25 protein-coding genes are annotated in these 23,803 nt (G+C 65.9%); 8 read left to right on the forward strand and 17 right to left on the reverse strand.

Annotation, left to right across the window (positions count from 1 at the left end):
* Positions 1 to 76 precede the first annotated feature (76 nt).
* Complete coding sequence (locus tag KW836_RS09295; protein WP_218343058.1) at positions 77 to 2,587, forward strand: ankyrin repeat domain-containing protein; 2,511 nt, start codon at positions 77 to 79, stop codon at positions 2,585 to 2,587.
* A 160-nt stretch (positions 2,588 to 2,747) separates the two neighbouring features.
* On the opposite strand, the gene cyoD is transcribed toward KW836_RS09295, so the two are convergent.
* From cyoD to KW836_RS09340, 9 genes are all read right to left on the reverse strand, one after another.
* Positions 2,748 to 3,098: a cytochrome o ubiquinol oxidase subunit IV gene (gene cyoD, locus KW836_RS09300; RefSeq protein WP_175124443.1), complete on the reverse strand. Its 351-nt coding sequence runs from the start codon at positions 3,096 to 3,098 to the stop codon at positions 2,748 to 2,750.
* On the reverse strand, positions 3,098 to 3,712 hold the full coding sequence (gene cyoC / locus KW836_RS09305; RefSeq protein ID WP_056326361.1) for a cytochrome o ubiquinol oxidase subunit III: 615 nt from the start codon (positions 3,710 to 3,712) through the stop codon (positions 3,098 to 3,100). The genes cyoD and cyoC overlap by 1 nt, the downstream gene beginning before the upstream one ends.
* A 3-nt stretch (positions 3,713 to 3,715) precedes the next feature.
* The gene (gene cyoB, locus KW836_RS09310) at positions 3,716 to 5,692 is read right to left on the reverse strand and encodes a cytochrome o ubiquinol oxidase subunit I (RefSeq protein WP_175186325.1); all 1,977 of its coding nucleotides are present in this window, start codon (positions 5,690 to 5,692) and stop codon (positions 3,716 to 3,718) included.
* A 2-nt stretch (positions 5,693 to 5,694) separates the two neighbouring features.
* Positions 5,695 to 6,603 (reverse strand): ubiquinol oxidase subunit II, encoded by a 909-nt coding sequence (gene cyoA / locus KW836_RS09315; protein WP_175124445.1) that lies wholly within the window; start codon positions 6,601 to 6,603, stop codon positions 5,695 to 5,697.
* A 257-nt stretch (positions 6,604 to 6,860) separates the two neighbouring features.
* On the reverse strand, positions 6,861 to 7,412 hold the full coding sequence (locus tag KW836_RS09320; protein ID WP_056558235.1) for a response regulator transcription factor: 552 nt from the start codon (positions 7,410 to 7,412) through the stop codon (positions 6,861 to 6,863).
* 5 nt (positions 7,413 to 7,417) lie between these two features.
* Positions 7,418 to 8,623, reverse strand: a complete 1,206-nt coding sequence (locus KW836_RS09325) for an ATP-binding protein (RefSeq protein WP_175124446.1) — start codon at positions 8,621 to 8,623, stop codon at positions 7,418 to 7,420.
* Positions 8,624 to 8,935: 312 nt separating this feature from the next.
* Positions 8,936 to 9,424 (reverse strand): copper chaperone PCu(A)C, encoded by a 489-nt coding sequence (locus KW836_RS09330; protein WP_218343059.1) that lies wholly within the window; start codon positions 9,422 to 9,424, stop codon positions 8,936 to 8,938.
* A gap of 19 nt (positions 9,425 to 9,443) precedes the next feature.
* A complete protein-coding gene (locus KW836_RS09335) occupies positions 9,444 to 10,079 on the reverse strand; it encodes an SCO family protein (protein ID WP_175124448.1) in 636 nt (211 codons plus the stop codon).
* A 105-nt stretch (positions 10,080 to 10,184) separates the two neighbouring features.
* Positions 10,185 to 10,610 carry a DUF2946 family protein gene (locus KW836_RS09340; protein ID WP_218343060.1) on the reverse strand — a complete coding sequence of 142 codons (426 nt, stop codon included), beginning with the start codon at positions 10,608 to 10,610 and terminating at the stop codon, positions 10,185 to 10,187.
* A 198-nt stretch (positions 10,611 to 10,808) separates the two neighbouring features.
* On the opposite strand from KW836_RS09340, the gene KW836_RS09345 reads away from it, so the two are divergent.
* Entirely contained in the window at positions 10,809 to 11,477 is a 669-nt protein-coding gene (locus KW836_RS09345) for a peptidoglycan DD-metalloendopeptidase family protein (protein WP_175124570.1), read from the forward strand.
* Between the two features lie 143 nt (positions 11,478 to 11,620).
* On the opposite strand, the gene KW836_RS09350 is transcribed toward KW836_RS09345, so the two are convergent.
* The 3 genes from KW836_RS09350 to KW836_RS09360 all read right to left on the reverse strand — a co-directional run bounded on the left by KW836_RS09350 (position 11,621) and on the right by KW836_RS09360 (position 13,917).
* A complete protein-coding gene (locus tag KW836_RS09350) occupies positions 11,621 to 12,373 on the reverse strand; it encodes an amino acid ABC transporter ATP-binding protein (RefSeq protein ID WP_218343061.1) in 753 nt (250 codons plus the stop codon).
* Positions 12,370 to 13,050, reverse strand: a complete 681-nt coding sequence (locus KW836_RS09355) for an ABC transporter permease subunit (RefSeq protein WP_218343311.1) — start codon at positions 13,048 to 13,050, stop codon at positions 12,370 to 12,372. Before KW836_RS09355 ends, KW836_RS09350 begins: the two co-directional genes overlap by 4 nt.
* Before the next feature lie 84 nt (positions 13,051 to 13,134).
* Positions 13,135 to 13,917 carry an amino acid ABC transporter substrate-binding protein gene (locus tag KW836_RS09360; RefSeq protein WP_105240302.1) on the reverse strand — a complete coding sequence of 261 codons (783 nt, stop codon included), beginning with the start codon at positions 13,915 to 13,917 and terminating at the stop codon, positions 13,135 to 13,137.
* Between the two features lie 229 nt (positions 13,918 to 14,146).
* Here KW836_RS09360 and KW836_RS09365 point away from each other — a divergent pair, with 229 nt between their 5' ends.
* Both KW836_RS09365 and KW836_RS09370 read left to right on the forward strand, forming a co-directional pair.
* The gene (locus KW836_RS09365; protein ID WP_218343312.1) at positions 14,147 to 15,190 is read left to right on the forward strand and encodes a P1 family peptidase; all 1,044 of its coding nucleotides are present in this window, start codon (positions 14,147 to 14,149) and stop codon (positions 15,188 to 15,190) included.
* Between the two features lie 75 nt (positions 15,191 to 15,265).
* Positions 15,266 to 15,895: a hemolysin III family protein gene (locus tag KW836_RS09370; protein ID WP_218343062.1), complete on the forward strand. Its 630-nt coding sequence runs from the start codon at positions 15,266 to 15,268 to the stop codon at positions 15,893 to 15,895.
* Between the two features lie 33 nt (positions 15,896 to 15,928).
* Here KW836_RS09370 and KW836_RS09375 read toward each other — a convergent pair whose 3' ends face one another.
* Positions 15,929 to 16,402, reverse strand: coding sequence for an Lrp/AsnC family transcriptional regulator (locus KW836_RS09375; RefSeq protein WP_175124452.1), 474 nt, complete (start codon positions 16,400 to 16,402; stop codon positions 15,929 to 15,931).
* A gap of 137 nt (positions 16,403 to 16,539) precedes the next feature.
* On the opposite strand from KW836_RS09375, the gene kynU reads away from it, so the two are divergent.
* Together kynU and KW836_RS09385 are read left to right on the forward strand one after the other, a co-directional pair.
* Positions 16,540 to 17,790, forward strand: coding sequence for a kynureninase (gene kynU / locus KW836_RS09380; RefSeq protein WP_218343063.1), 1,251 nt, complete (start codon positions 16,540 to 16,542; stop codon positions 17,788 to 17,790).
* A 75-nt stretch (positions 17,791 to 17,865) separates the two neighbouring features.
* The gene (locus tag KW836_RS09385) at positions 17,866 to 19,269 is read left to right on the forward strand and encodes an amino acid permease (RefSeq protein ID WP_218343064.1); all 1,404 of its coding nucleotides are present in this window, start codon (positions 17,866 to 17,868) and stop codon (positions 19,267 to 19,269) included.
* Between the two features lie 42 nt (positions 19,270 to 19,311).
* Here the strand turns inward: KW836_RS09385 and KW836_RS09390 are convergent, their stop codons facing one another.
* The 4 genes from KW836_RS09390 to KW836_RS09405 all read right to left on the reverse strand — a co-directional run bounded on the left by KW836_RS09390 (position 19,312) and on the right by KW836_RS09405 (position 22,052).
* Entirely contained in the window at positions 19,312 to 19,728 is a 417-nt protein-coding gene (locus KW836_RS09390; RefSeq protein ID WP_175124455.1) for a VOC family protein, read from the reverse strand.
* A gap of 69 nt (positions 19,729 to 19,797) precedes the next feature.
* Complete coding sequence (locus tag KW836_RS09395; RefSeq protein WP_218343065.1) at positions 19,798 to 20,487, reverse strand: YafY family protein; 690 nt, start codon at positions 20,485 to 20,487, stop codon at positions 19,798 to 19,800.
* Between the two features lie 94 nt (positions 20,488 to 20,581).
* Positions 20,582 to 21,439 carry a hypothetical protein gene (locus KW836_RS09400; RefSeq protein ID WP_218343066.1) on the reverse strand — a complete coding sequence of 286 codons (858 nt, stop codon included), beginning with the start codon at positions 21,437 to 21,439 and terminating at the stop codon, positions 20,582 to 20,584.
* Positions 21,440 to 21,584: 145 nt separating this feature from the next.
* On the reverse strand, positions 21,585 to 22,052 hold the full coding sequence (locus tag KW836_RS09405; RefSeq protein ID WP_218343067.1) for a CopD family protein: 468 nt from the start codon (positions 22,050 to 22,052) through the stop codon (positions 21,585 to 21,587).
* 170 nt (positions 22,053 to 22,222) lie between these two features.
* Here KW836_RS09405 and KW836_RS09410 point away from each other — a divergent pair, with 170 nt between their 5' ends.
* The gene (locus tag KW836_RS09410; protein ID WP_175124461.1) at positions 22,223 to 22,732 is read left to right on the forward strand and encodes a sigma-70 family RNA polymerase sigma factor; all 510 of its coding nucleotides are present in this window, start codon (positions 22,223 to 22,225) and stop codon (positions 22,730 to 22,732) included.
* Complete coding sequence (locus tag KW836_RS09415) at positions 22,711 to 23,721, forward strand: FecR domain-containing protein (protein WP_218343068.1); 1,011 nt, start codon at positions 22,711 to 22,713, stop codon at positions 23,719 to 23,721. The genes KW836_RS09410 and KW836_RS09415 overlap by 22 nt, the downstream gene beginning before the upstream one ends.
* The last annotated feature ends 82 nt before the right edge of the window (positions 23,722 to 23,803 follow it).

Here is a 23,803-nt window from a genome sequence, read left to right on the forward strand (position 1 = left end):
CCGTTGGGACATACCCGAGGGCAATTAGCGGGGACAGGTATGATCGGCGTCCTTTCCATTGCATAACATCCCAAACATGCCGCGCCGTTTCCGTCCCGCTGTCACCCGTCTGTTTGGCGCTGTCGCGCTGGCGCTGGCCGGCATGGCCGCATCGCCGCCGCCGGCCCTGGCCTTTGACGTCGGCGCTGTCATTGATTCGATCCGGCTTTCCCGTTATCCGCTGCGCGAGCCCGAGCGCCGGGTGTGGGGCACCGAGAACGTCAAGGACGCCGTCCTTGTCGGTCAGATGGAAAACCGGCTGTACCTGTACCGGTACGTGCGCGAGGGGGCCAAGACCTTCAAGCTGGATTTCCGCTCGCAGCCGCTGGTGATCGACCCCGAAGGCTGGAAGGCGTCGCGCGAGGACAACGTGGCGGTCCGGTCCCCGCGCGCGGGCGAGGCCTTCTACTGGGTCGGTTATGCCGATCGCGGCGCCGGCGCCGGCAAGGCCACGGGTTTTCTGGTGGACGACAAAGGCGAGGCCGCGTCGGTCAACGCCGACTCGCAGCTAGCGGTGGTCACCAGCAGCCGCCCGTGGGACGAGGCGCGCCGCGCGCAGGCCCTGGCGACATTGCAGGCGGCGCTGCGCGACTATCCCACGCGGCTGGACCCATTTCCCGCGCAGGTGCGTTTCGAACACCAGACGGCGCCGGACGTGACGGCCACGTTCCGCACGTTGCATCAGGTGGCGCGCGCCATTCCGCGCGCCAAGACCGCCGAGTTCAACCGTGCGCTGGCCGACCTGCGCCGCTTCGTCATGGCGCAGGATTATCGCGAGATCGATCCGGACGGCAAGGACGCCGAGATGCTGACCGCCTTGAACGACTACGGCTTCTGGCTGGCCGAGTCGGGCGACACGGCGCAGGCGGAACGCATCCTGACCGACGTGCTGCGGCGCGATCCGTCGCGCACCGCCGCCTACCTGAACCGCGCCGACGCCCGCTGGAAGCAGCGCGAGAAATCGCGCGAGGAACGGGCCTACTACGAAGCGCTGGCGCGCGAGGACTACCGCCTGTATTGCGCAAAGCGCCTTGCCGCCAAGGAAGCCATTCCGGCCAACATCGCGTCCCGCATCGGCGCGGCGCTGGAGGCCTCGGCACTGGATGCGCAGGTCTGCCGTCCGCGCCTGGCGATCTTCCAGGCGATCCAGGCGAACGATCTGGACGCGGTGCGCGCCCAGCTGGCGGGCGGACAGGATCCGAACGGCGTGAACGAATACGGCAGGTCCGCACTGTCGGTGGCCGTGTCGCGCAAGCAGCTTGAGATGGTGCGCGTGCTGCTGGACGCGGGCGCCAAGGCGGACGGCCCCGACAACGGGTTCTCGCTGGTCGCCAGCGCGTTGCCGGACGCCAAGGACACCCGCCCGGCCGCAGAGCGCTACGCGCTGGCCGACATCCTGATCGCCGCGGGCGCGCCGGTGGATGCGCTGGACTCGAACGGCACGCCGCTGCTGATGCGCCGGATTTCGTACTACAGCGACAGCAAGGAAAACCTGGTCTACCTGCTGGAGAAGGGCGCCAATCCGAACGCGCGCGAAAAGAACGGGCGCTCGCTGCTGCATGCCGCGCTGCAAACGCCGAAGAATTTCTGGTTTGCCGAGAAACTGCTCGCGCGGGGGGCGGACATCAATGCCGCCTACACCCGCATGTACTACGGCAACAGTCCAATGTGGGAAACGCCCTTGCTCGAGGCCCTGCGGGAATCGCCGGGCGGCGACCTGACCCCGTCGGCGACCTATGCCGTGCCTGAGCGCGTGACATACGTGCTGGCCCACGGCGCCGATCCCGCGGTAGGCGGCTACGGCGCCAGCAAGGACGCGCCCGACCGTAACGGGATGAATGAAGGCCTGTCGCTGGCGGTCCGCTACCTGCAGCCTGGCCTCATCGATCAGCTGGTGCAGGCTGCTCGCCCGCCGCAAGCGCCGCTTTCGACGGAGCCGTTGTCCAGTCTGCTGTCGATGTGGAATCAGGTGGAGCAACGCGCGGCGGCTGACGGCAACAGCGCGGCGTGGGACGGCCAGCGCGCGCGGCTGCGCGCCATCGCGGACCGGCTGGTGGCCGCAGGCGTGCCGCTGGCGGCGCCGGCCGACACGGCGGGACCGCTGCGCAACCGGATCGCGCCGCTCAGCCTGCCGTGGCTGCCCGACGATTTGTACGAGGCTTGGCTGAAGGCGGGTGCGGACCCGACCGACCGGAGCGATTCCGACATGCGGCTCGAGGGCGTCGCGGCGGCGGACGCGCTGCCGCTGGTGACCATGCTGAACCTGGGCATGGACAACAAGGTTCAGTTGCTGCTCGAACACGGCGGCGCGCCAAAGACGCCGGCCCGTTGCGGCATGGCGGTGGCGGACGTGCTGGCCTGGCAGCTTGGCAACAACGGCCCGGTCAGCCCGATGGGCGGACGTGGGGTCAAGCAGGTGCTCGATGCAGCCGCTGGCCCGGCTGGATGCGATCTGAACCAGACGTCGCGCGTGCAGCCCTTCGAGGGCGTGACGGCATCCGAGCTGGCACGGCGCGCCGAGGTGGACCTGCCGGCGCCGCCGCGCTGAATCGCCGCGCTGATCCGGCGCGCTGATCCGGCGCGCGCTGCGCAGCGGCTGTGGCGTGCTGGCTGCCCGCGACGCCCCAGCGCCTTCCGCGCAATCCCACCCCAAAAAAAACAGGCGCCCGAAGGCGCCCGTTTTTGCATGCCTGAACGGCAAGCGGTCATTACATGGCGTGGCCCATGTTGACGTTCATGTTGTACAGCACCCAGGCCGAACCACCGACGATGATGAAGATGATCAGCACGGTGAAGACAAACGTGGCCAGGTTGTCGCGGGACGACTTCGATGCGCCCATGTGCAGGAAGTACACCAGCTGAACCAGCAGCTGGAGAATGCACAACGCCACCACGCCGATGATCGTGGCGGTGTGGGACAGCGCGCCGTGCATCACCAGGCCGAACGAGCCGAAGGTGAGCAGCAGCGAGAGCACGAAACCGATGATGTAGGACTTCAGGCTGCCGTGATCGGCGGCGTGATCGTCGTGGCCGTGTGCGGCCGCAGCGGAGTGCGACATCAGAGGGCTCCCAGAAGGTAGACAAAGGTGAAGACGCAGATCCAGACGATGTCCAGGAAGTGCCAGAACAGGCTCAGGCACGCCAGACGACGCTTGTTAATCGAGTCCAGGCCATGACGGCGGATCATGTCGAGCATGACGATGATCCAGATCAGGCCAAAGGTCACGTGCAGGCCGTGCGTACCGATCAGCGTGAAGAACGCGGACAGGTAGGCGCTGCGGCCCGGACCGGCGCCGATGCTGATCAGGTGATGGAATTCATAGATTTCCATCGCGATGAAGCCCGCGCCGAACAGGAACGTGACCATCAACCAGCCCATGGCACGGCTCTTGTTGTTGGCGTGCACGTTCAGGTTGGCCATGCCGAAGGTGAAGCTGGACACCAGGAGCAACAGCGTTTCGACCAGGACGAAGTTCAGGTCGAACAGTTCCTTGCCGGACGGACCGCCCGCGGTGGCGTTGGACAACACCGCGAACGTGGCAAACAGCACCGAAAAGATCAGCAAGTCGCTCATCAGATAGACCCAGAAACCGAAAACGGTCTTGGATCCATCGTCGTGATGCGCGTGATCGTCGTGACCCGCGTGGGGGTGAGTGGCTACGGCTTGAATCATGGCTCAGGCGGCCTTCTGCATTTTGTCAAAGTGAGCGTTTTCGATGCGTTCGACTTCCGCGGCCGGGACCCAGTAGTCGACGTCGCGGTCATAGGCGCGAACGATGAACGAACCGATCATGCCCACGAGGCCGGCGATCGACAGCCACCAGATGTGCCAGATCAGCGCAAAGCACATGACCAGGCCAAAGGCGCCAATCCAGACACCAGCGGCGGTGTTCTTCGGCATGTGGATGTCTTCGTACTTGGCCGGGCGCTTGTACGCCTTGCCGCTCTGCTTGTCTTCCCAGAACTGGTCCAGTTCATCAACGTGAGGAACGTGGGCGAAGTTGTAGAAAGGCGCGGGCGACGAGATCGACCATTCCAGCGTGCGGCCATCCCACGGGTCGCCGGTGACGTCCTGGTTCTGCTTGCGCTGACGCACGGAGACGAACACTTGCTGCAGCAGGAAGAAGATGCCCAGCATGATCAGCGCGGCGCCAGCCAGCGCGACCAGCAGGTACGGCTGCCATTCGGGGTTGTCGTAGTGGTTCAGGCGACGCGTCATGCCCTTGAAGCCCAGGACGTACAGGGGCATGAAGGCCAGGAAGAAGCCGACGAACCAGCAGTAGAACGAGTAACGGCCCAGACGCTCGTTCAGCGTGAAGCCGAACGCCTTCGGGAACCAATAGACCATGCCGGCGATGCAGCCGAACACCACGCCACCGATGATGGTGTTGTGGAAGTGCGCGATCAGGAACAGGCTGTTGTGCAGGATGAACGACACGCCGGGGATGGCCAGCATCACGCCGGTCATGCCGCCGATGACGAACACGATCATGAAGCCCAGCGTCCACAGCACCGGCGTCGTGATGCGCAGGCGGCCGCGGTAGATGGTGAACAGCCAGTTGAAGATCTTGGCCCCGGTCGGGATCGAGATGATCATTGTCGCTATGCCGAAGAAGGCATTGACGTTGGCCCCCGCTCCCATGGTGAAGAAGTGGTGCAGCCAGACCAGGAACGACAGCACGCCGATGGCGGCCGTGGCGTAAACCATGGACTTGTAGCCGAACAGGGTCTTGCGGGCGAACGTGGCAACGATTTCCGAGTACACGCCGAAGGCCGGCAGCACCAGGATGTAGACCTCGGGGTGGCCCCAGATCCAGATCAGGTTCACGTACATCATGACGTTGCCGCCACCGTCGTTCGTGAAGAAGTGCGTGCCCAGGTAGCGGTCCATCGTCAGCAGCGCCAGGGTCGCGGCCAGCACGGGGAAGGCGGCGACGATCAGGACGTTGGTGACCAGCGAGGTCCACGTGAAGATCGGCATCTTCATCAGGGTCATGCCAGGCGCACGCATGCGCAGGATGGTGACGATGAAGTTGATGCCGCTAAGTGTTGTCCCCAGCCCTGATATCTGCAGTGCCCAGAGGTAGTAATCCACCCCCACGCTTGGACTGTAGTCCAGCCCGGACAACGGCGGATACGCGAGCCAGCCGGTCGCGGCGAATTCGCCCACGAACAGCGACAGCATCATCAGCACGACGCCGGCGGCGAACAGCCAGAAGCTCAGCGAGTTCAGGAACGGGTACGCCACGTCGCGGGCGCCGATCTGCAGCGGCACGACAATGTTCATCAGCCCGGTGATGAAGGGCATCGCCATGAAGAAAATCATGATGACGCCGTGGGCGGTGAAGATCTGGTCGTAGTGGTGCGGCGGCAGGAAGCCGGCCGAGTCCGCGGACGCGACGGCAAGCTGCGTGCGCATCATGATGGCGTCGGCAAAGCCGCGCAGCAGCATGATCAGCGCAACGATGATGTACATCACGCCGATGCGCTTGTGGTCGACGGTGGTGAGCCACTCCGTCCAGAGGTACTTCCACTTCTTGAAGTAGGTGATGGCGCCGAAGACCGCTAGGCCTCCCAGGCACACGGCGGCCAGCGTAACCATGACGATGGGGTCATGGTACGGAATGGCCTCGAGGGTAAGTTTCCCGAGCATTGTTAGTTGATTCCTGCGATCAGATTATTCGACGTGGAGGTGCACGTGGCGGAGTCCACGCCGGCCATCTTGGTCATCGTGCTGCCCAGAATGAAATCAAACATGGCGGGCGGCGCCGACGAATACTTCACGACCGGGTTGCGCTCGCTGCGCTTGGTCAGTTCCGCATAGACCTCGGGGGTCAGCGCGGTGGGAGCAGCCTTCGCTTCCTTGATCCAGTTGTCGAACCCTTCCTGCGACATGGCGTGCGCCTTGAAGCGCATGCCCGAGAAACCGCCGCCGCTGTAGTTGGCCGAAATGCCGGCGTAGGTGCCGATTTCGCGCGCGTTCAGGTGCAGCTTGGTCTCCATGCCGGCCATCGAATAGATCTGGCTGCCGAGCTGGGGAATGAAGAACGAGTTCATGACCGAAGCCGACGTGATCCGGAAGTTGACCGGAACGTCCACGGGGAACGCGATCTCGTTGACCGTGGCGATGTCGTACTCGGGGTAGATGAAGAGCCACTTCCAATCCAGTGAAACCACCTCGATGGTCACCGGCTTGTGTTCGGACACGAGCGGCTTGTAGGGATCCAGCGCGTGCGTGGAGCGCCAGGTGATCACGGCAAGAATCGCCACGATGATACAAGGGACGGTCCAGACGACGGCTTCGATTGCCGTGGAGTGGGCCCACTTGGGCTGGTAGTCAGCTTTGGTGTTGGAAGCGCGGTACTTCCAGGCAAACGCCACGATCATGATGAGGACCGGGATCACGACGATGAGCATGAGCCCGGTCGCCGTCAGCAGCAACGTCTTTTCCTGGATGCCGATATCTCCCTTGGGGGAGAGGATTTCCATGTTGCAGCCGCCAAGCAGCATGACCGCGCCGACGCCAAATATGCGCGTAAGGGTCGCAAGGAGGGGGTGTTTCACGTACAGCCTTGGATGGAAGGTGGGAAATGCTGCAAAGCAGCAGACTGGAATGCTGCTAGGCAGCAACGTCCATCCTATCGGTTTGATCTGGGTCAAGCCTGCGACGAAAGGTCGCATTGCCTGGGAGAAATCCGGCCCAATGGCGGCGGATTCAGGGTTTTCCTAGGGGAGCAGAAGCCCCGAGGGGAGGGAGGGGGTGCGACGATATGTCGCACGTGCACATGGGGGTGTTGTAAAGATGTGTCGCCCCGCACAACTCATTCCGGAAGCACCTCGCGTTCCGGCCCCGGTTTTTTCGCCAGCTTGCGTTGCAGCGAGCGCCGGTGCATGCCCAGGAGGCGCGCCGCGGCGGAAACATTGCCGCCCGTCTCGTGCAGCGCCTGGTGAATGTGCTCCCATTCTAGGCGGTGCAACGGCGTCATGGTCGTTTCGATCGTAACTGTTTCTGGCTTCACCAGACCCAGCGTGCGCAGGATCATGGGCGCCGTGGCCGGCTTGGGCAGATAGTCGTCGGCGCCGCGCTTGATGGCTTCCACGGCGGTGGCCACGCTGGCGTAGCCGGTGACCAGCAGGATGCGCATGTCTTCGCGCAGCGCGCGCAGCGGGCGGATCAGGGTCAGGCCGGAGTCTTCACCCAGGCGCAGGTCGACCAGGGCAAAGGCCGGACGGATTTCCTCGGCCACGCGCAGCGCCTCGGCGATGCCGGTGGCGGTTCGGGTTTCCAGGCCGCGGCGCGACAGGCTGCGCTGCAGGGTGCGCACGTAGAGTTCGTCGTCGTCGATCAGCAGGCCAAGATCGTTTGCATTCATCACATTCAGGTCCCGGGGTTGCCGAGAGGCAAATAAAAGCGGATGCGGGTGCCGCCGCCTTCGGCCGCGGTCATGGTCATTTCGCCGCCCATCTGTTCCACGGTGGCGTGCGACAGGGCCAGGCCCACGCCCAGTCCTCCCGGCTTGCCGCTGTTGAACAGGCTGGTCGCCGGCAGCACGGCATGATCGGGATCGAAACCCCGTCCGTAGTCCCGGACTTCGCCGCGCAGGGCGCCGTAACCGTATTCCAGATGCAGGTCCACGCGGGGCGCGTCGGCGGATTCCCCCGCGTCCGCGGCGTTGTTCAGCAAGGCCTGCAGCAGGTGGGCGATGGCGGGATCGACGCGCAGGCTGGTGGGCAGCGTGCCCGAGCGTTGCAGGTCGATGGTCGGCCGGATCAGACGCCACTGCCCCACGACGCGAACCAGATCCACGGCGGTTGGGACCGCCAGATTGCGGATGCGTTCCCGGCACAGAGCCAGAAGCTGGCTAAGGGTGGTGACGTCTTCCCGCAGGTCTTCGTCGTCCTGGACCTCGGCGGCGATCTCGTCGGTCAGGAGCGTCATCGTGGCGAGCGGCGTGTTCAGCTCGTGCGCCATCGCGGCGGCGTGGGTGGCCAGGGCGACGATGCCTTCGTTGCGCGTGAAGCGTTCGCGCAGGCGGGCCAGTTCGCGCTCGCGGGCGCGCATGTCGGCGGCCAGGCGGGTCGAGAACACCAGCACCACCACGACCGAAATCAGGAAATTGGCGCCCAGACCCCATAGCAGCAGGGTGTGGGGGTCGACGTCGCCGCGCAGGGGCTGCCCGAAGATGGCGGCGGCGCCATAGCCCAGCACGCCGGCCAGCGCCGCGGCCAGCGCCCAGTTGCGCGGCAGCGCCAGCGCGGCCAGGGCGGTCAGGATCAGGAACATCGTGCCGAACGGATTGCTGATGCCGCCGCTCCAGCCCACCATCCAGGCCAGCACCGCCATGTCGATGAACAGGTGGCCGAAGGCAGTGGCGTGGGAGAGGTCGCGCGGATGGCGCAGGCGCAGGCTGGCGTAGACGTTGAAGCCGATCAGCATGCCCACGCCCAGCCACAGCGGTTCCAGCGGCAGATCCAGGCCCAGCACGCTGCTGGCGACGAGGACGGTGGCGGCCTGGCCCGCGATGGCGAGCCAGCGCAGGCTGCAGAGGGTACGCAGGAAGGAAAAGGCGGAACTACCGGGCATATCCAGATACAGAGGGCCGGCCAGCCTGCCGGCAGTTACGGGCGCCCGGCTGCGCGGAACGCTGGCATCCGGAGCGCGGCGGCGGTGGCCGGCTGCTGCCCGGGCCGGAAGGCGCGGGATTCGGACGTGCAGGCATTGTATGGTGAATCGGAGGGCGGCGCTGTCGCGGCGGCGGGGCGATGTGTCCCTGATATGTGGCCGCCGATAGGTGAACATGCGAGCATGGAGCGCCGGCGATAGGCGTTCAAATGGCGAGATCGCGGAGCGACCCCGCCACGCGGCAGGCGCGCGATGAGCGCCTGCCGCCCGTCATCAGTGGCCGTGACCGGCCGCTGGCGCGGCGGTCGCATTCAGCGGCCGGGCCACTGCGTCGATCGGCACGCGCCGCTGCTGACGGGCCGCGTCTTCCACGATCAGCGTCAGCGCGACGTGATCGCCCGGCACGATCTGCTTGGCCAGGTCGATCAGCATGACGTGGTAGCCGCCGGGTTTCAGGTCCACCGCCTGGCCGGCGGGCAGGTCGATGCTGGCCACCTGGCGCATCTTCATGACGTTGTCCTGCATCGCCATCTCGTGCACTTCCACGTGCTTGGCCGCCTGCGATTCCACGCCGACCAGCCGGCCGGCTTCCTTGGAAGTCAGTTGCATGAACACGCCGGTCGCGTGCTGGTTGGGCACGGTCGCGCGCACCCAGGCGTCCTGCACGGACAGGCCGGCGTCCTGCGCCAGCGCAACATGGCTGAATCCGGCCAGGGCCAACGCGAAGACGGCGGCCAGCGGTTTGATCGAAAGCTTCTTCATGAGGGGTTCCTTTATTGGGTCAGAGGACGGTGCGCAGGTCTTGCGCGCATTCCTGCGCGCTCTGCTGATGGCGCAGCGCCACGCGCAGCTTGCCTTCGGCGTCGATGAGGTACGTCAGCGCGGTGTGGTCCATGGTGTAGGACGAGCCGGTCGGGACCTTCTGGTAGAACACCTTGAAGGCCTGGGCGGCGGCGCGGGTCTGTTCCGCCGTGCCGCGCAGACCGACGAAGCCGGGATCGAAGGCCTGGGTGTAGGCGCGCAGGATCTCAGGCGTGTCGCGCTCGGGGTCCACGGTAATGAAGAGAACGCGCAGCTTGTCGGCATCCTTGCCCAGCAGCGTCTTGATCTCGACGGCGCGGGTCAGCGCCGTCGGGCAGATGTCCGGGCATTGGGTGAAGCCGAAGAACAACATGACCGGATGCCCGCGGTAGTCGGCCAGGGTGCGGGTTTTGCCATCGGTGTCCTGCAACTGGAAATCGCCGGTGGTCATGCCGGACAGGTCCATGCCGTGCAGCGGCGGGGCGTCGGGACCGCAGCCCGCCAGCGGCAGCAGCGCCAGTGTCGACAGCAGCAGACGGCGACGCGGGTCGGGCGCGCCCGGCGTGGGGGCGGCGCGCGTCACGCCGGCGGGCGTGCGAGAAAAAAGGGAATTCATTGAAACCTCTGGATTGACGAGTCGGCCACGCGGTCTGGCCGCGCGGCAAGTGCCGTCCGCAGCGCCTTACTAATTAGTAAGGGGCGTGGACGATCCTGGACGAAGTCATGCCAGCGGCGGCGGCGCGCGCGAACCCAGCGGCGGACCGTGGGCGGGCTGCGCGGGCAGGGCGCGATGCGCAGGAGGGAAGACAGGATGTCCGGCGGCCGTCAGCAGCAGCGTCGTCATGGCCGGCGCCGTGGCGGGCGTGGCGTGGACAAGCAGGCCGAAGGGACATTGCGCGCCGGTGTTGGCGTTGTCGTGCGGGGCCTTGCCGCCGTCATCGGCCGGCAGCGCCACGCTGAATGACGACACGTTGCCCGCCGCCGAGCAGAATGTGACCTCGAGCCGGCCATCGTGCAGCGCGCGGGCGTCCGGCATGTAGCCAGCGGGAATCAGCGCCCGCAGCGCCAATGCCAGGATCGCCAGCCAAAGCACGGCGTCGGCGCGCAGGGCGCGCAGCGTGCACAGGAGGCGGGTCGACGAAGGCATGCAGGCATTCTATGCCAAGCGTTCCCGATTTCTTGGTACCCTTGAACGCACTTCTTTGCGACACGCGACCCCGTGCCCCAGGTTTCAGAGCTTTCCTTGTCCGTTTCGACTTTGTCCGCCGCCAGTTTGTCCAATGCCGACCCGTCCGCCGGGCCGGGACGCGCGGGCTCATATTCCCGTCTATGGCTGGGCGCGCTGATGGCGGCGCTGCTGGTATTGCTGACCGCCTGCGGAACGACCAAGGTCCAGCCGGGCTATTACCGGGTCCAGTCGGGCGACACGCTGTACCAGATTGCGCGCAAGGAAGGCACGACCGTCAGCAACCTGGTCCGGTGGAACAAGCTGTCGAACTCCAATTCGATCGAAGTCGGCCAGGTCCTGCGGGTCGAGCCGCCCGCCGGCCAGGCGCGCACTTCGCCGCCCAGCAAGGCCAGCACCAAACCCAAACCCGCGCCGCGCGCCACCGCGTCATCCGGCAAGCGGCGCACGGCGCCGCCGGGCGCGATCTCGCTGGTCTGGCCCGCGCAGGGCAAGGTCACGCGCGGCTACGACGGCTCCCATTCAAACGGCATCGTCATCAGCAATTCCGCCGGCACGCCCGTCGTGTCCGCCGCGCCCGGCACGGTGGCTTACTCGGGCAGCGGCTTGCGCGGCTACGGGCATCTGGTCATCGTCAAGCACAACGCCAGCTTCCTCAGCATCTACGCGCACAACAGCAAGCTGCTGGTCAAGGAAGGGCAACGCGTGTCGCAGGGCCAGAAGATCGCCGAGATGGGCAACAGCGACAGCAAGCAGGTCGGGTTGTATTTCGAACTGCGCTACGACGGTCAGGCGGTCGACCCGGCGGGCTCCCTACCGCCGAAGTAGCAGACGGCGGCTTTGCGCCAAGTAAAACAGTCTCCAACTTGCGGCAGGTGTCTGACACCATGGTGAGACGATCGCCAATACGCCGCAGCGTCTCGGAGGGTGTCAGACACCGAGTTCTTTCATCGGGTGTCAGACACCCGGATCTACGGCGCTTCCTGCGTCAACGTCGATACAAACGCCGCCGTGCGTGAATCACTCGGATTCGTGAACACCGACCGCGAATCCCCGGCCTCCACCACCACGCCATCCAGCAGAAACACCACTTCCCGCGACACGCTGGCCGCCAGCCGCAGATCATGCGTGGCCATCAGCATCGTCATGCCTTCCGCGGCCAACTGACGCAGCACATCCACCACTTCCGCCGCCAATCCCGGATCCAGCGCCGAGGTCGGCTCGTCGCACAGCAGGACCCGCGGCGCCGGCGCCAGCGCGCGGGCGATCGCCACGCGCTGCTGCTGGCCGCCCGATAGATTCGCCGGCCAGGCTTCCGCCTTTTCCAGCATCCCCACCTTGCGCAGCAATTCCTCCGCCCGCGCGCGTGCACGGTCGGCGGGCCACTTCTGCACCGTCACCAACCCTTCCATCACATTGCCGATCACGGTCTGATGCGGAAAGAGCTGAAAGTTCTGGAACACCATGCCGGTCTGCTTGCGCACCGCCTGGACCTGTTCGCGCGCCAGCTTGCGGCCGGGTTCAAAGTCGACCGTTTCCGGACCGATCTCCAGCCGCCCGCGATCCGGCACTTCCAGCAGGTTCACGCAGCGCAGCAGCGTGCTCTTGCCGCTGCCCGACGGGCCGATCAAAGCCGTGACGCTGCCTTCGTCGATCTGGACATCCACCTGCTTGAGCACGGGATTGCCGCCGAAGGACTTTTCGATTTTTTCAAGGCGGATCATCGGGTCTTCTCGCTAAACATCGCATGCTGGCCAAAGCGCCGTTCCAGCCGCACTTGCGCGGCGGACAGGACGGAACTGAACGCAAGGTAGATCAGCGCCGCTTCCGTATAGAGAATCAGCGGCTCATACGTGACGGCCGCGATGCGCTGCGCGGCCTGGAAGATTTCCGGCACCGTCAGCACCGCCGCGAGCGACGTGTCCTTGACCAGCGCGATGAACGAATTGGACAGCGGCGGCACGGCCACGCGGGCCGCCTGGGGCAGGATCGTGCGGCGCAAGGCCTGGCCGCGCATCATGCTGAGCGAATAGGCCGCTTCCCACTGCCCCTTGGTGATCGACTCGATCGCGCCCCGGATCACTTCGGAGTTGTACGCGCCGACGTTCAGCGTGAAGCCGATCAGCGCCGCGGGCAACGGGTCCAGCACGATGCCCACGCTGGGCAGGCCATAGAAGATCACGAACAGCTGCACCAGCAGCGGCGTGCCGCGGATGAGCCAGACGTAGAAGCGCACCACCGCCACCAGCGGCGCGGGCCCGAACAGCCGGATCAGCGCCACCACGAACGCCAGCGCCAGCCCCAGCGCAAACGACATCAACGTCAGCGGAACCGTGAAGACCAGCCCCGCGTGCAGCAGCGGCCAGAACGAGTCCGCCATCAGCTGCACCCAGGCCGGCACCGACCATTCGCCTATTTTTGCCAGCAGCCAGTCGGGCAGGACGGCGTGCAGCCAGGGGGGCAGCGTCATGGGCGCTCCAGTGGTTTATTGCGCGGACAGGTCCGTGCCGAAGTACTTGACCGAGATGGTCTTGTACGTGCCGTCAGCCTTGATGTCGGCCAGCGCCTTGTTGATGGCGGCCTGCAGCTCGGGGTTGTTCTTGCGGATCAGGACGCCCGAATTGCTGAACTCCGCCGTCTTGTCGGTGGCCGCAATCTTCACGCGGGCGTTGGGCTTCTGCTTCTTGAAGTCCAGGAACGACAGGTTGTCATTGACGGTGGCTTCGACGCGGCCCGAGGTCAGGAGGTCGATGGCTTCATTGAAGCCCTGCACGGCGACCACTTCCGCGCCGTGGTTCTGCGCCAGCTTGCCGAAGTTGCTGGTCAGCGTGTTGGCGGACTTCTTGCCCTTCAGGTCCGCGAAGGATTTGATGCTGGTGTTGTCGTCGCGCACGATCAGCACGGCGGCGGACGAGATGTAGGGATCGGAGAAGTCGTACTTGGCGCGGCGCGCATCCGTGATGCCCACCTGGTTGATGACGGCGTCGTAGCGCTTGGCGTCCAGCCCGGCGATCAGGCCGTCCCACTTGCCTTCGACGAATTGCGCCTTCACGCCCAGGCGCTCGGCGATGGCGCGGCCAATGTCCACGTCAAAGCCGGTAAGCTTGCCCGATGCATCGTGGAAGGTGAAAGGCGCGTAGGTGCCTTCGGTGCCGATCTTGAAGACGCCCGCGGATTTGATCTGGTCCAGTTCGGACTGGGCATGGGCGGCGGACAGGGCGGCGACCTGCACGAGGCCGGCGATGAACAGCGTACGGAAGAGTTTCATGGCAATGCTCCACGGATGATCACTGTGGAGAGCATGTGGGCCTGCAATGCCCTCCGGCGTAGCGGCACTCTAACAACCGGCCTATTTTTCCACAAAGCATATGGAATAGTAAAAATATAGCTGCAAGTCATATAGCTTTTACCGATTGCCCGGGGCAGTCGGTCCGGGACCTTCTGGCTTTACGTTGACGGAGACGGGTGTGGAACAGCAATGGAACAGGCGTGCGTTCATGGTGGCGGCAGCGGGCGCTGCCGCGGCGGGGGCGATGCCCACGCAGGCCGCTGGCGGCGCGGCGCCCATGCCGGGCGGCGGCAGCATCACCGATGTGGCGGGCTTGCGGGTGGGGCATTACACCGAGACGCGCCGGCCCACCGGTTGCACGGTCATCATTGCCGAGGCCGGCGCGACGGGCGGGGTGGATGTGCGCGGCGCGGCGCCCGGTACGCGCGAGACCGACCTGCTCAACCCCATCAACATGGTCGACAAGGTGCACGCGGTGGTGTTGACGGGCGGCAGCGCGTTCGGCCTGGACGCGGCGTCGGGCGTGATGCGCTATCTGGAAGAAAAGAAGATCGGCTTTGACGTAGGCGTGGCCTTCGTGCCCATCGTGCCAAGCGCGGTGTTGTTCGACCTGGGCGTGGGCGACGCGTCGGTGCGGCCCGATGCCGCCGCCGGTTACCAGGCCTGCCGGTCGGCGACAGCCGACGCGCCGCAGGAAGGCAACGTGGGCGCGGGCGCGGGGGCGACGGTGGGCAAGCTGTATGGCCCCAAGCGCGCCATGAAGGGCGGCATCGGCAGCGCGTCGCTGACGGTGGCGGGCGTGACGGTGGGCGCCATCGTTGCGGTCAATGCCGTGGGCGATGTGCTGGACCCGGCCACCGGGCGCATCCTGGCCGGCGCGCGCACCGAAGACGGCAAGATGCTGTTCGACACGCGCGCGGCCATCCTGGCGGGCGACCTGCCCAAGTCGATGCGCGCGGGCGCGGCCACCACCATCGGCGCCGTGGCCACCGATGCGCGGATCACCAAGGCCGAAGCCCAAAAGATCGCCGGCATGGCGCACGACGGCCTGGCGCGCACGATCAACCCCATCCACACCATGCTCGACGGCGACACGATCTTCGCGCTGGGCACGGGCGCGTCGGGCAAATCCGCCAACGTGATGCTGCTGGGTGTCATGGCCGCCGAGGTCATGGCGATCGCGGTGCAGCGCGCGATCCTGGCCGCGCGCGCCATTGACGGCTATCCGGCCGCGGTGGATTTCGTGGGGTGATGCCGCTGACCCGCGCCTGTCACACAAGCCCGCCATGATGACAAGCGCCGGCACGACGCCGGGGCGGGGGCGCACATGCAGGAAGGCGAACGACTAAACGGCGTGACGCATCTGGCCGGGCTGGCGCTGGCGGTGCTGGCTTCCGGCGCCTTGATCACGCGCGCCGCCGAGCTGCGCGTGGACACGCGGCAGATCGTCAGTTGCGCGGTGTTCGCGGCGTCGATGATCGCGGTGTATGCGTCGTCTTCGCTGTTCCACTGTTCGCAGGGGCGCCGCAAGGCGATGTGGGCCAAGGCGGACCACTGCGCGATCTACCTGCTGATAGCCGGTACGTACACGCCGCTGGCGTACGGCCCCGTGGATCATCGGTGGGGCGCCGCGATGGGGGTGGCGATCTGGCTGCTGGCCTTGGTGGGCATCACCCGCGAACTCTGGTGGGCGCGCAACGCGCCGCCGGCCTTGCCGCTCTATTTGCTGATGGGATGGCTGGGTGTGGCCTTTGCCGCGCCGATCGCCGGCGCGCTGTCGACGGCGGGGCTGACGTGGCTGTTGGCGGGCGCCGCCATCTACACGATCGGGACGCTGTTCTATGCCAACGACAAACGCTGGCGCCATGCGCACGGCATCTGGCATCTGTTCGTCATGGGCGGCACGGCCTGCCATTTCGTGACGGTCTTCGGCTTTCTGGAGCACGCGCCAACCTAGCGCGCCTTGCTTCACGCCGACGGCGAGGTCACCTCAGCGCCAGGCCGCCAGCGGCAGCATGCCTTCGCGGTCTTTCACTTTGCGCATGACGATATGCGAACAGAGATCGCGCACGCCCGGGATCTTGCTGAGCTTGTCCTCGACAAAATTCGAAAATGCCGACAGGTTGCGCGTACGCACGGTGAGGATGTAGTTGGACGCGCCAGTGACGATGGCCGCCTCGGTGATCTCGTCGTGCAGCGCGATGCCCGCCAGAAACTCCTCGTGCCATCCCGCGCGCGACTGGTCCAGCGACACATGCACGATGGCCTCCAGCTCGAAGCCCAGCTTCTCGGCGTCCAGCAGCGCACGGTAGCCGCGGATGAGCCCGGCTTCTTCCAGCGCGCGCACACGGCGCAGGCAGGCGGAGGGCGACAGCGCCACCTGTTCCGCCAGGTCCTGATTGCTGAGGTGGCCGTCTTCCTGCAGGCGGGCCAGAATGCGCTGGTCTATGACGTCAATCTGCATGGCGCAATCCAGTTCGAAAAAATGATGATGAATGCAATTTAATGCGGAAAACGCGGGTAAGTCACGACGGGATTTGCAATTTTTCGGACTGACTGCGCTGATAGCATGTATCCGGAAATTTGCTGAAGGAATGGAACATGAACACTCGTGAAGCCTGCGTCAACGCCGACCGCCAGGATCCCCTGGCCCACGTGAAAGAACAATTCGACCTGCCGCCCGGCGTGCTCTACCTGGACGGCAATTCGCTGGGCGTGCTGCCCAAGACCGCCGCGGCCCGCGCCGCGCAGGTCATTACCGAAGAATGGGGCACGGGCCTGATCCGCAGCTGGAACACCGCGGGCTGGTTCGATCTGCCTGCGCGCCTGGGCGACAAGCTGGGCCGCCTGCTGGGCGCGCGCGAGGGCGAGCTGGTCGTCACCGACACCACGTCGCTCAACATCTTCAAGGCGCTGGCCGCCGCGCTGCGGATCCAGCAGCACAAGCACCCCGCGCGCCGCGTCATCCTGTCCGAGCGCGACAACTTCCCCACCGACCTCTACATGATCCAGGGCATGATCGACCTGCTGCAGCAGGGCTACGAAATGCGCCTGATCGACGACGACCTGCCGCTGGACAAGGCGCTGGACGACTCCGTTGCCGTCATGCTGCTGTCCCACGTCAATTACCGCAGCGGCCAGATGCACGACATGGCCGCGGTCACGGCGCAGGCGCACGAACACGGCGCGCTGGCCATCTGGGATCTGGCGCACGCCGCGGGCGCGGTGCCCGTCGACCTGAATGGCGCCAATGCCGACTTCGCCGTGGGCTGCACCTACAAGTATCTGAACGGCGGCCCCGGTTCGCCCGCGTTCATCTGGGTCGCCCCGCGTCACACCAAGGATTTCTGGCAGCCGCTGTCCGGCTGGTGGGGCCACAGCCGCCCGTTCGACATGGCCGTGGCCTACGAGCCCGCGGGCGGCATCCGCCGCTACCTGTGCGGAACGCAGCCCATCGTGTCGCTGTCGATGGTCGAATGCGGTCTCGATGTCGCGCATGCCGCCGGCATGGACGAAGTGCGCAAGAAGTCGCTGGCGCTGAGCGACCTGTTCATCCAGCTGGTGGAATCGCGTTGCGCCGGGCATCCGCTGACGCTGGTGACGCCGCGCACGCACGCCGACCGCGGCAGCCACGTCAGCTTCCGCCATCCCAACGGCTTCGAGGTCATGCAGGCCCTGATCGCGCGCGGCGTGATCGGTGATTACCGTGAACCCGAGGTCCTGCGTTTCGGCCTGACGCCGCTGTATTTCGGCTACGCCGACGTCTGGGACGCGGTCGACATCCTGAAGGACGTGCTGGATACCCGCGCGTGGAACAAGCCCGAGTTCAAGCAGCGTTCCGCCGTGACCTGATTCCGGTATCGGGCCTCGTCGCGCCGGCCTCGCGGGCCGTACATCACACAAAAATGCGCAGTACAGGAGGAGACAATGCAACAACAGAAAGGGTTCGGCCAGATTGCCGAACGCGAACAGGGGCTCAAGCGCCGGCTGACGTCCGGCCAGATGAGCATGATCGCCATCGGCGGAGCCATCGGCACGGGCCTGTTCCTGGGCAGTAAATTCGCCATCGGTTTCGCCGGGCCCAGCGTGCTCATCAGCTATGCCATCGGCGGCGTGATCACGCTGCTGCTCATGGCCTGCCTGGCCGAAATGACGGTCGCGCATTCCACGTCCGGCTCGTTCGGCGCCTATGCCGAACACTACATCGGCCCGCTCGCGGGCTTTCTGGTGCGCTATGCGTACTGGTCCTGCGTGGTGCTGGCCGTGGGCACGGAAGTCACGGCGGTGGCCAAGTACATGGCTTTCTGGTTTCCCGGCGTGCCCGGATGGTTATGGGTGTGCATTTTTTCCGGGGCGCTCATTCTCATCAATGCCCTGAGCGTCAAGGCCTTCGGCACGATCGAATACTGGTTCTCGACCATCAAGATCAGCGCCATCATCGGCTTCATCATCCTGGGCGCCTACGTGGTCTGGGGCAATCCGCAGTACGGCACGGCGAACTACACCGCGCACGGCGGGTTCTTTCCGAACGGCGTGTGGGGCATGTGGATCGCGGTCGTGATTTCGATCTTCAGTTATCTGAGCGTCGAGATGATCGCCGTGGCAGCCGGTGAAGCCGAGGATCCGGAACGCGCGGTCAAGCAGGCGTTTCGCGCCACCATTGTCCGGCTTGTCGTGTTCTACCTGCTGACACTGGCGCTCATCCTGGCCATCGTGCCGTGGGATGATGCCGGCAAGGGCGGCAGCCCCTTCGTGCAGGTGATGGAGGTGCTTGATATTCCGGGCGCGGCAGGTGTCATCAACTTCATCGTCCTGGTGGCCGCGCTGTCGGCCATGAACAGCCAGCTCTACATCACCACGCGCATGATGTTCAGCCTGTCGCGCGCGGGCCATGCGCCGTCGGCGTTGGGCCGGCTGTCCAGCAACGGCACGCCGCTGAACGCGCTGTTGCTGTCGACCAGCGGCATCGCCATCGCCACAGTGCTGAACGTGCTGTACCCCGAAACGGCCTTCACGCTGATGATGGCCATCTCGATGTTCGGCGCGCTCTTTACCTGGATGATGATCTTCGTCACGCACTATTTCTTCCGCCGCCGCTGGGTGCGCGAAGGCGGCGCAAAGCTGTCGTTCCGCATGCCGGGCTTTCCGGTGCTGACGCTGCTGGGCGCGGGAGCGATGCTGGCGATTCTGGTGACCACGTACTTCACCAGCGTCTTCAAGCTGACGCTGGTGTTTGGCGTGCCGTTCCTGGTGCTGCTCGCCGCGGCGTACTACCTGCTGTTCAAGAAGCGCGGCGAAGCGGTCGCCATGAATACGCGGCAGCGTGCGTGATGGGTCGTCAACGGCCGCGCTTTTTGGCGCGGCCGTTTGTCATCAGACGGCCGCGACGGCGCGCTCGGTGCGGGGCGCGGCTGGCGCCGGCGCGGGGGCCGGGGCGAACACGCGCAGTCGATGGCCGTCGGGGTCGAGCGCCACAAAGGTGCGGCCGAAATCCATGTCGGTCGGCGCCTGCAGGATGGGCAGGCCGCGCAGGCTCCAGTCCACGTGACGCTGGTTGACCGCATCGGCATCGGCCACGGTGAACGCCAGTTCGGACGCTCCGCCGCGTCCGGCGGCTGCCGGCGCCACCGTGTAGCGCGACCACAAGCCCAGCATCAGCCCCGAGTCCAGCGCAAACAGCGCAAACGTGGGCGACGATTCGATGGGCGGGCGTTGCAGCAGCGCGCTGTAGAACGCGGCGCTGGCCTGCGGCTTTTCCACATACAGAATGACGAAATTGGTGTCTGACATGATGCGCTCCGGGGGTTGGATGCGCTCATGATAGGCAGGGGTACTGTCAGTTTTTGGCAGTAGTGAACATCAGTCCTTGCGCGCCTCGTGATCCAGCGCGCGCCACGCCTTGAGCAGGATGTGCCGCCGTTTGGGATACCTGGCGCCGATGGCCAGCGTGGCGATGCGGTCGGTGCGGAAATGCCGGAAGTCGCCCCGCAATTCACACCAGGCCATCACCAGCCGCACGCTGTCGAAAAAGCCCAGCGCGAACGGCCAGATGATCCGGCTGGAATCGGCTCCCTTGTCGTCGCGATAGGTGATTTCCAGTTTCTGTTCGCCGCGGATGGCCTGGCGGATCAGCGCCACGTCGACACGGTCCGTGACGGCTACGGCGCTGGGCGCAACCAGCAGCGGAATGGCGTCAAGCTCGTCGCGCAGTTCCTGCGGCAGCACCGCACCGATCTTGGCCAGCGCATTGCGCGCGGCCAGCCCCAGGCGTTCGTCCGAGCGGCGGGCCACCCAGCGCGTGCCCAGCACCAGCGCCTCGATTTCTTCGGTGCTGAACATCAGCGGCGGCAGCATGAAGCCGGGCCGCAGCACATAGCCCACGCCCGGTTCTCCCTCGATCTCGGCGCCCTGGCATTGCAGCGTGGCGATGTCGCGATACAGCGTGCGAAGGCTGATGCCCATCTCGGCCGCAAGCCGATGGCCGCTGACGGGCAGGCGGTGGCGGCGCAGGGTCTGGAGCAGCTCCAGGAGGCGTTCGGTGCGGGACATGGGGGCGGGGGAAGGGCAGACGGCGCAATACTGCCATGGATTGGCAGCAGGCGGCGAATGTCCTGCCCGGGATTTGAGCCCCGGATCCGCAGTCTTACTTGGCGGCCGGCTTGCCCGACGCCACGTCCAGCACCGACCCGTCTTCCAGGCTCACGCGGTAGATCTCGCGCACGACATTGCCCGCAAACCCGATCTCGACAATGGACACGTCCTTGAAGGTCGTCTCAATCCCATCGGGCAGCACGGCGTTGAACTTGTCGGATTCCGCCTTCATGGCGTCCTGCAGCCGCGCGTCGTACGGCGTCATGCTGTAGACCAGCGTGGTGTGCGGGTTGTGCGCGCGCACTTCCTTGCCGTCCTGCATGACGTTCACGCCGCTCACGCCCAGCGTCTTGACCAGTTCCTTGCCGGCATCGCCCATCTTGGCGTAGACCGGGCCGGTCACGCGCGGCAGCGGGCCGTCGCGCAGCGGGGCGAGGGCGGCGGTGGCCACGGTGTTGTAGCGCATCATGTCCTCGAAGCCCTGGCCGCTCTTGACCACACCCAGGTCCAGCCACCACGGATGTCCCGCGCCCTTGGCGGCCTCGGTCGGATAGAAGGTCTTGAGCGTGACGCGCAGCGGCGCCGGCGGCTTGGGCAACGCTTTCAGCATGCGCGCGGGCGTCTGCGGATCGGCGTTGTGGATGTGGACAACGGTGACGTGCGGCAGGTTGGGCGTGTCGGCTTCGGTCTTCAGGCCGAGTTTGATCAGATCTTCCTTGAGGACGCCGGTGACTTTGGCGTCGAGCACGGCGTTCACGTCTGCCGGCAAGCGGTAGACCACGCCGTAGGTGGCCTTGTGCGCGCGGAACTCGGGCTGGCCGATGGCGCTGTTGTCGATAGCGGCGGCCTGGGCGGCGCCGGCGGTGGCGAACAGGCCGAATATGGTCAGATGCAATGCACGTTTGATCATGGGATTTCCCTGTTGTCGTGGACGTGACCCGCGAGAGTCATCCGCAGTGTGGCCAGCGCGGATGTACGCCGTATTGCACCAAGGCCAAGATTTCCGATACCAACCGGCGTTTATCCGATTGGTCCTGGCGGCCGCCAGTCATTCGCTAGCCCAGGAACATGACCGCCACGATGGCGATGCCGAGCAGCAGGTTCACACCGACCCAGCGCCGGATGCCGGCCATCGCCTGGCCGCCCCTGGGCCAGTCGGACGCCGCCACGGCAGCGGCCAGCCGCTTGAACAGCGCAAACCGGATGTGGCCGAAGATCGCCATCATGACGATGCCGCCGCTGGCCATCAGCGTCCAGTTGCGGGGCATGAAGAACGAGCCGCCCGTCTGCGCGGCCTGGCTGGCCGACGAGCCGATCATCCAGGCGCCGGTCACGAGAATCAGCACGATGGCCGCCAGCACGGCATTGAGAAAGGGGCCCAGCACCGAGGCCAAGAGCGGCAACCGCACGGGCGGATCCAGTTTCGCGGCCGCCGGCCGCAGAAAACAGTGGGCGAACAGCATGCCGCCCACCCAGAGGATCACGGCCATGACGTGGAGAAACTGCAGGACGGCGTAGAGCATGGGATCAGCCTGTGGAAAGCGCCGCCGCGGGAGGCGGCGGACGTCGTACGGATGATATCTCCGCAAACCCGACGCGCGGACTTGACCAAGATCATGGTTTTGCATTTAGAATGAGAACGATTGTTATTTGTAGTTATGAATTTTGTAGTTAGTGAGTCAGGGAGCCGTCCGTGCCGAATTCCGTGCTCGCCTCGGGCGACGCCGTCAACATGCTGTACCGCACCCATCACGGATGGCTGCACGGCTGGCTGCGCGCCAAGCTGGGCAACAGCTTCGATGCCGCCGATCTTGCGCAGGACACCTTCGTGCGCGTGCTGCGGCACCGGCACGAACTGGACGCGCTGCGCGAGCCGCGCGCGTACCTGACCACCATCGCCAAGCGCCTGCTGCTGAACCACCATCGCCGCCGATCGGTCGAGCAGGCCTACATGGAAGCGTTGGCGTTGATGCCCGAGGCGCTTGCTCCTTCCCCCGAACAGCGCTTCATCATCCTGGAGACGCTGCAGGAGATTGAAGAAATGCTGGCCGGCCTGTCGCTGCCCGCCCGCCAGGCGTTCCTGATGGCGCAACTGGAAGGCCTGAGCCATGGCGAGATCGCCGACAAGCTCAACGTGTCGCTGCGCACCGTGCACCGCTACATCACCAAGGGATACGAGCAATGCATCATGGCGGTGATGTGAGCGCGCCAGCGGAACCGGCAGCCGAGCTGCCCGCCGTCGAGCGCAACGTCGCACGCGAGGCTGCGCGGTGGCTGATGCGGCTGAGCTCAGGCCGGGCTACCGACGCGGACGTCCATGCCTGCGACCAATGGCGCGCCAGCAAGGCCGAGCACGAACATGCCTGGCAGCGGGCGCAGCGCGTGAATGCGCGCTTCGGCCTCATTCCGTCGGCGCTGGGCATGGCAACGCTGAATCGACCGGACCTCAAGAGCCGCCGCGCCGCGCTCAAGACGCTGGTTGCCCTGATTGTGGCCGCGCCGGTCGGCTGGGCTGCCTGGCGGGCCGATCCTCTCGACTGGAGCGCCGATTACCGGAGCGCCGCCGGCGAGCGGCGCGACGTGATCCTGGCCGACGGCTCGACGCTGCACCTGAATACCTCCAGCGCCGTCGACGTGTTGTTCGACGACGCGACGCGCCTTTTGCGCCTGCGCGCCGGCGAGATCGCCGTCCATGCGGTGGCGGACCCCGCCAGTCATCCGCGTCCCTTCATCGTGCGCACGCGGCTGGGCGATATCGAGGCGCAGGCCTCGCGCTTCTGTGTGCGCGAAGAGAGCGGGCGTTGTCAGCTCAGCGTGCAGGAAGGACGCGTGCGCGTCAGCAGCGCCGGGCAGCCGGGGCGCTACGTGGACGTGGCGGCCGGTGAGCAGAGCAGCCTGTCGCCGGATGGCGCCGGCCCAGCGACGCCCGCCGATCCGCATGCCAGCGACTGGCTGCGCGGCGTGCTGTACGCCAGCGCACTGCGGCTGGACACCTTCGCGGCCGAGCTTGGCCGCTACCGGCAGGGCATCCTGCGCTGCGCGCCGGAGATCGCGCACCTGCGCATCTCCGGCGCCTTCCAGTTGCACGACACGGACGCGGTGCTGGCGGCGCTGCCCGCCACCTTGCCCGTGCAGGTGCGCTACCGCACGCCGTATTGGGTAACGATCGTGCCTCGCGACACCTCGGCGTGAGGCGCGGGGTCGGCATGGCGGATCACGTTCACGGCGTTGCCCCGCCTTTTTCCGGCGCGCTGAAAATATTTTTGAAAATGCT

Source organism: Achromobacter sp. ACM05 (genome assembly GCF_019218915.1).
In the GTDB taxonomy this organism is placed as follows: Bacteria; Pseudomonadota; Gammaproteobacteria; order Burkholderiales; family Burkholderiaceae_B; genus Achromobacter; species Achromobacter animicus.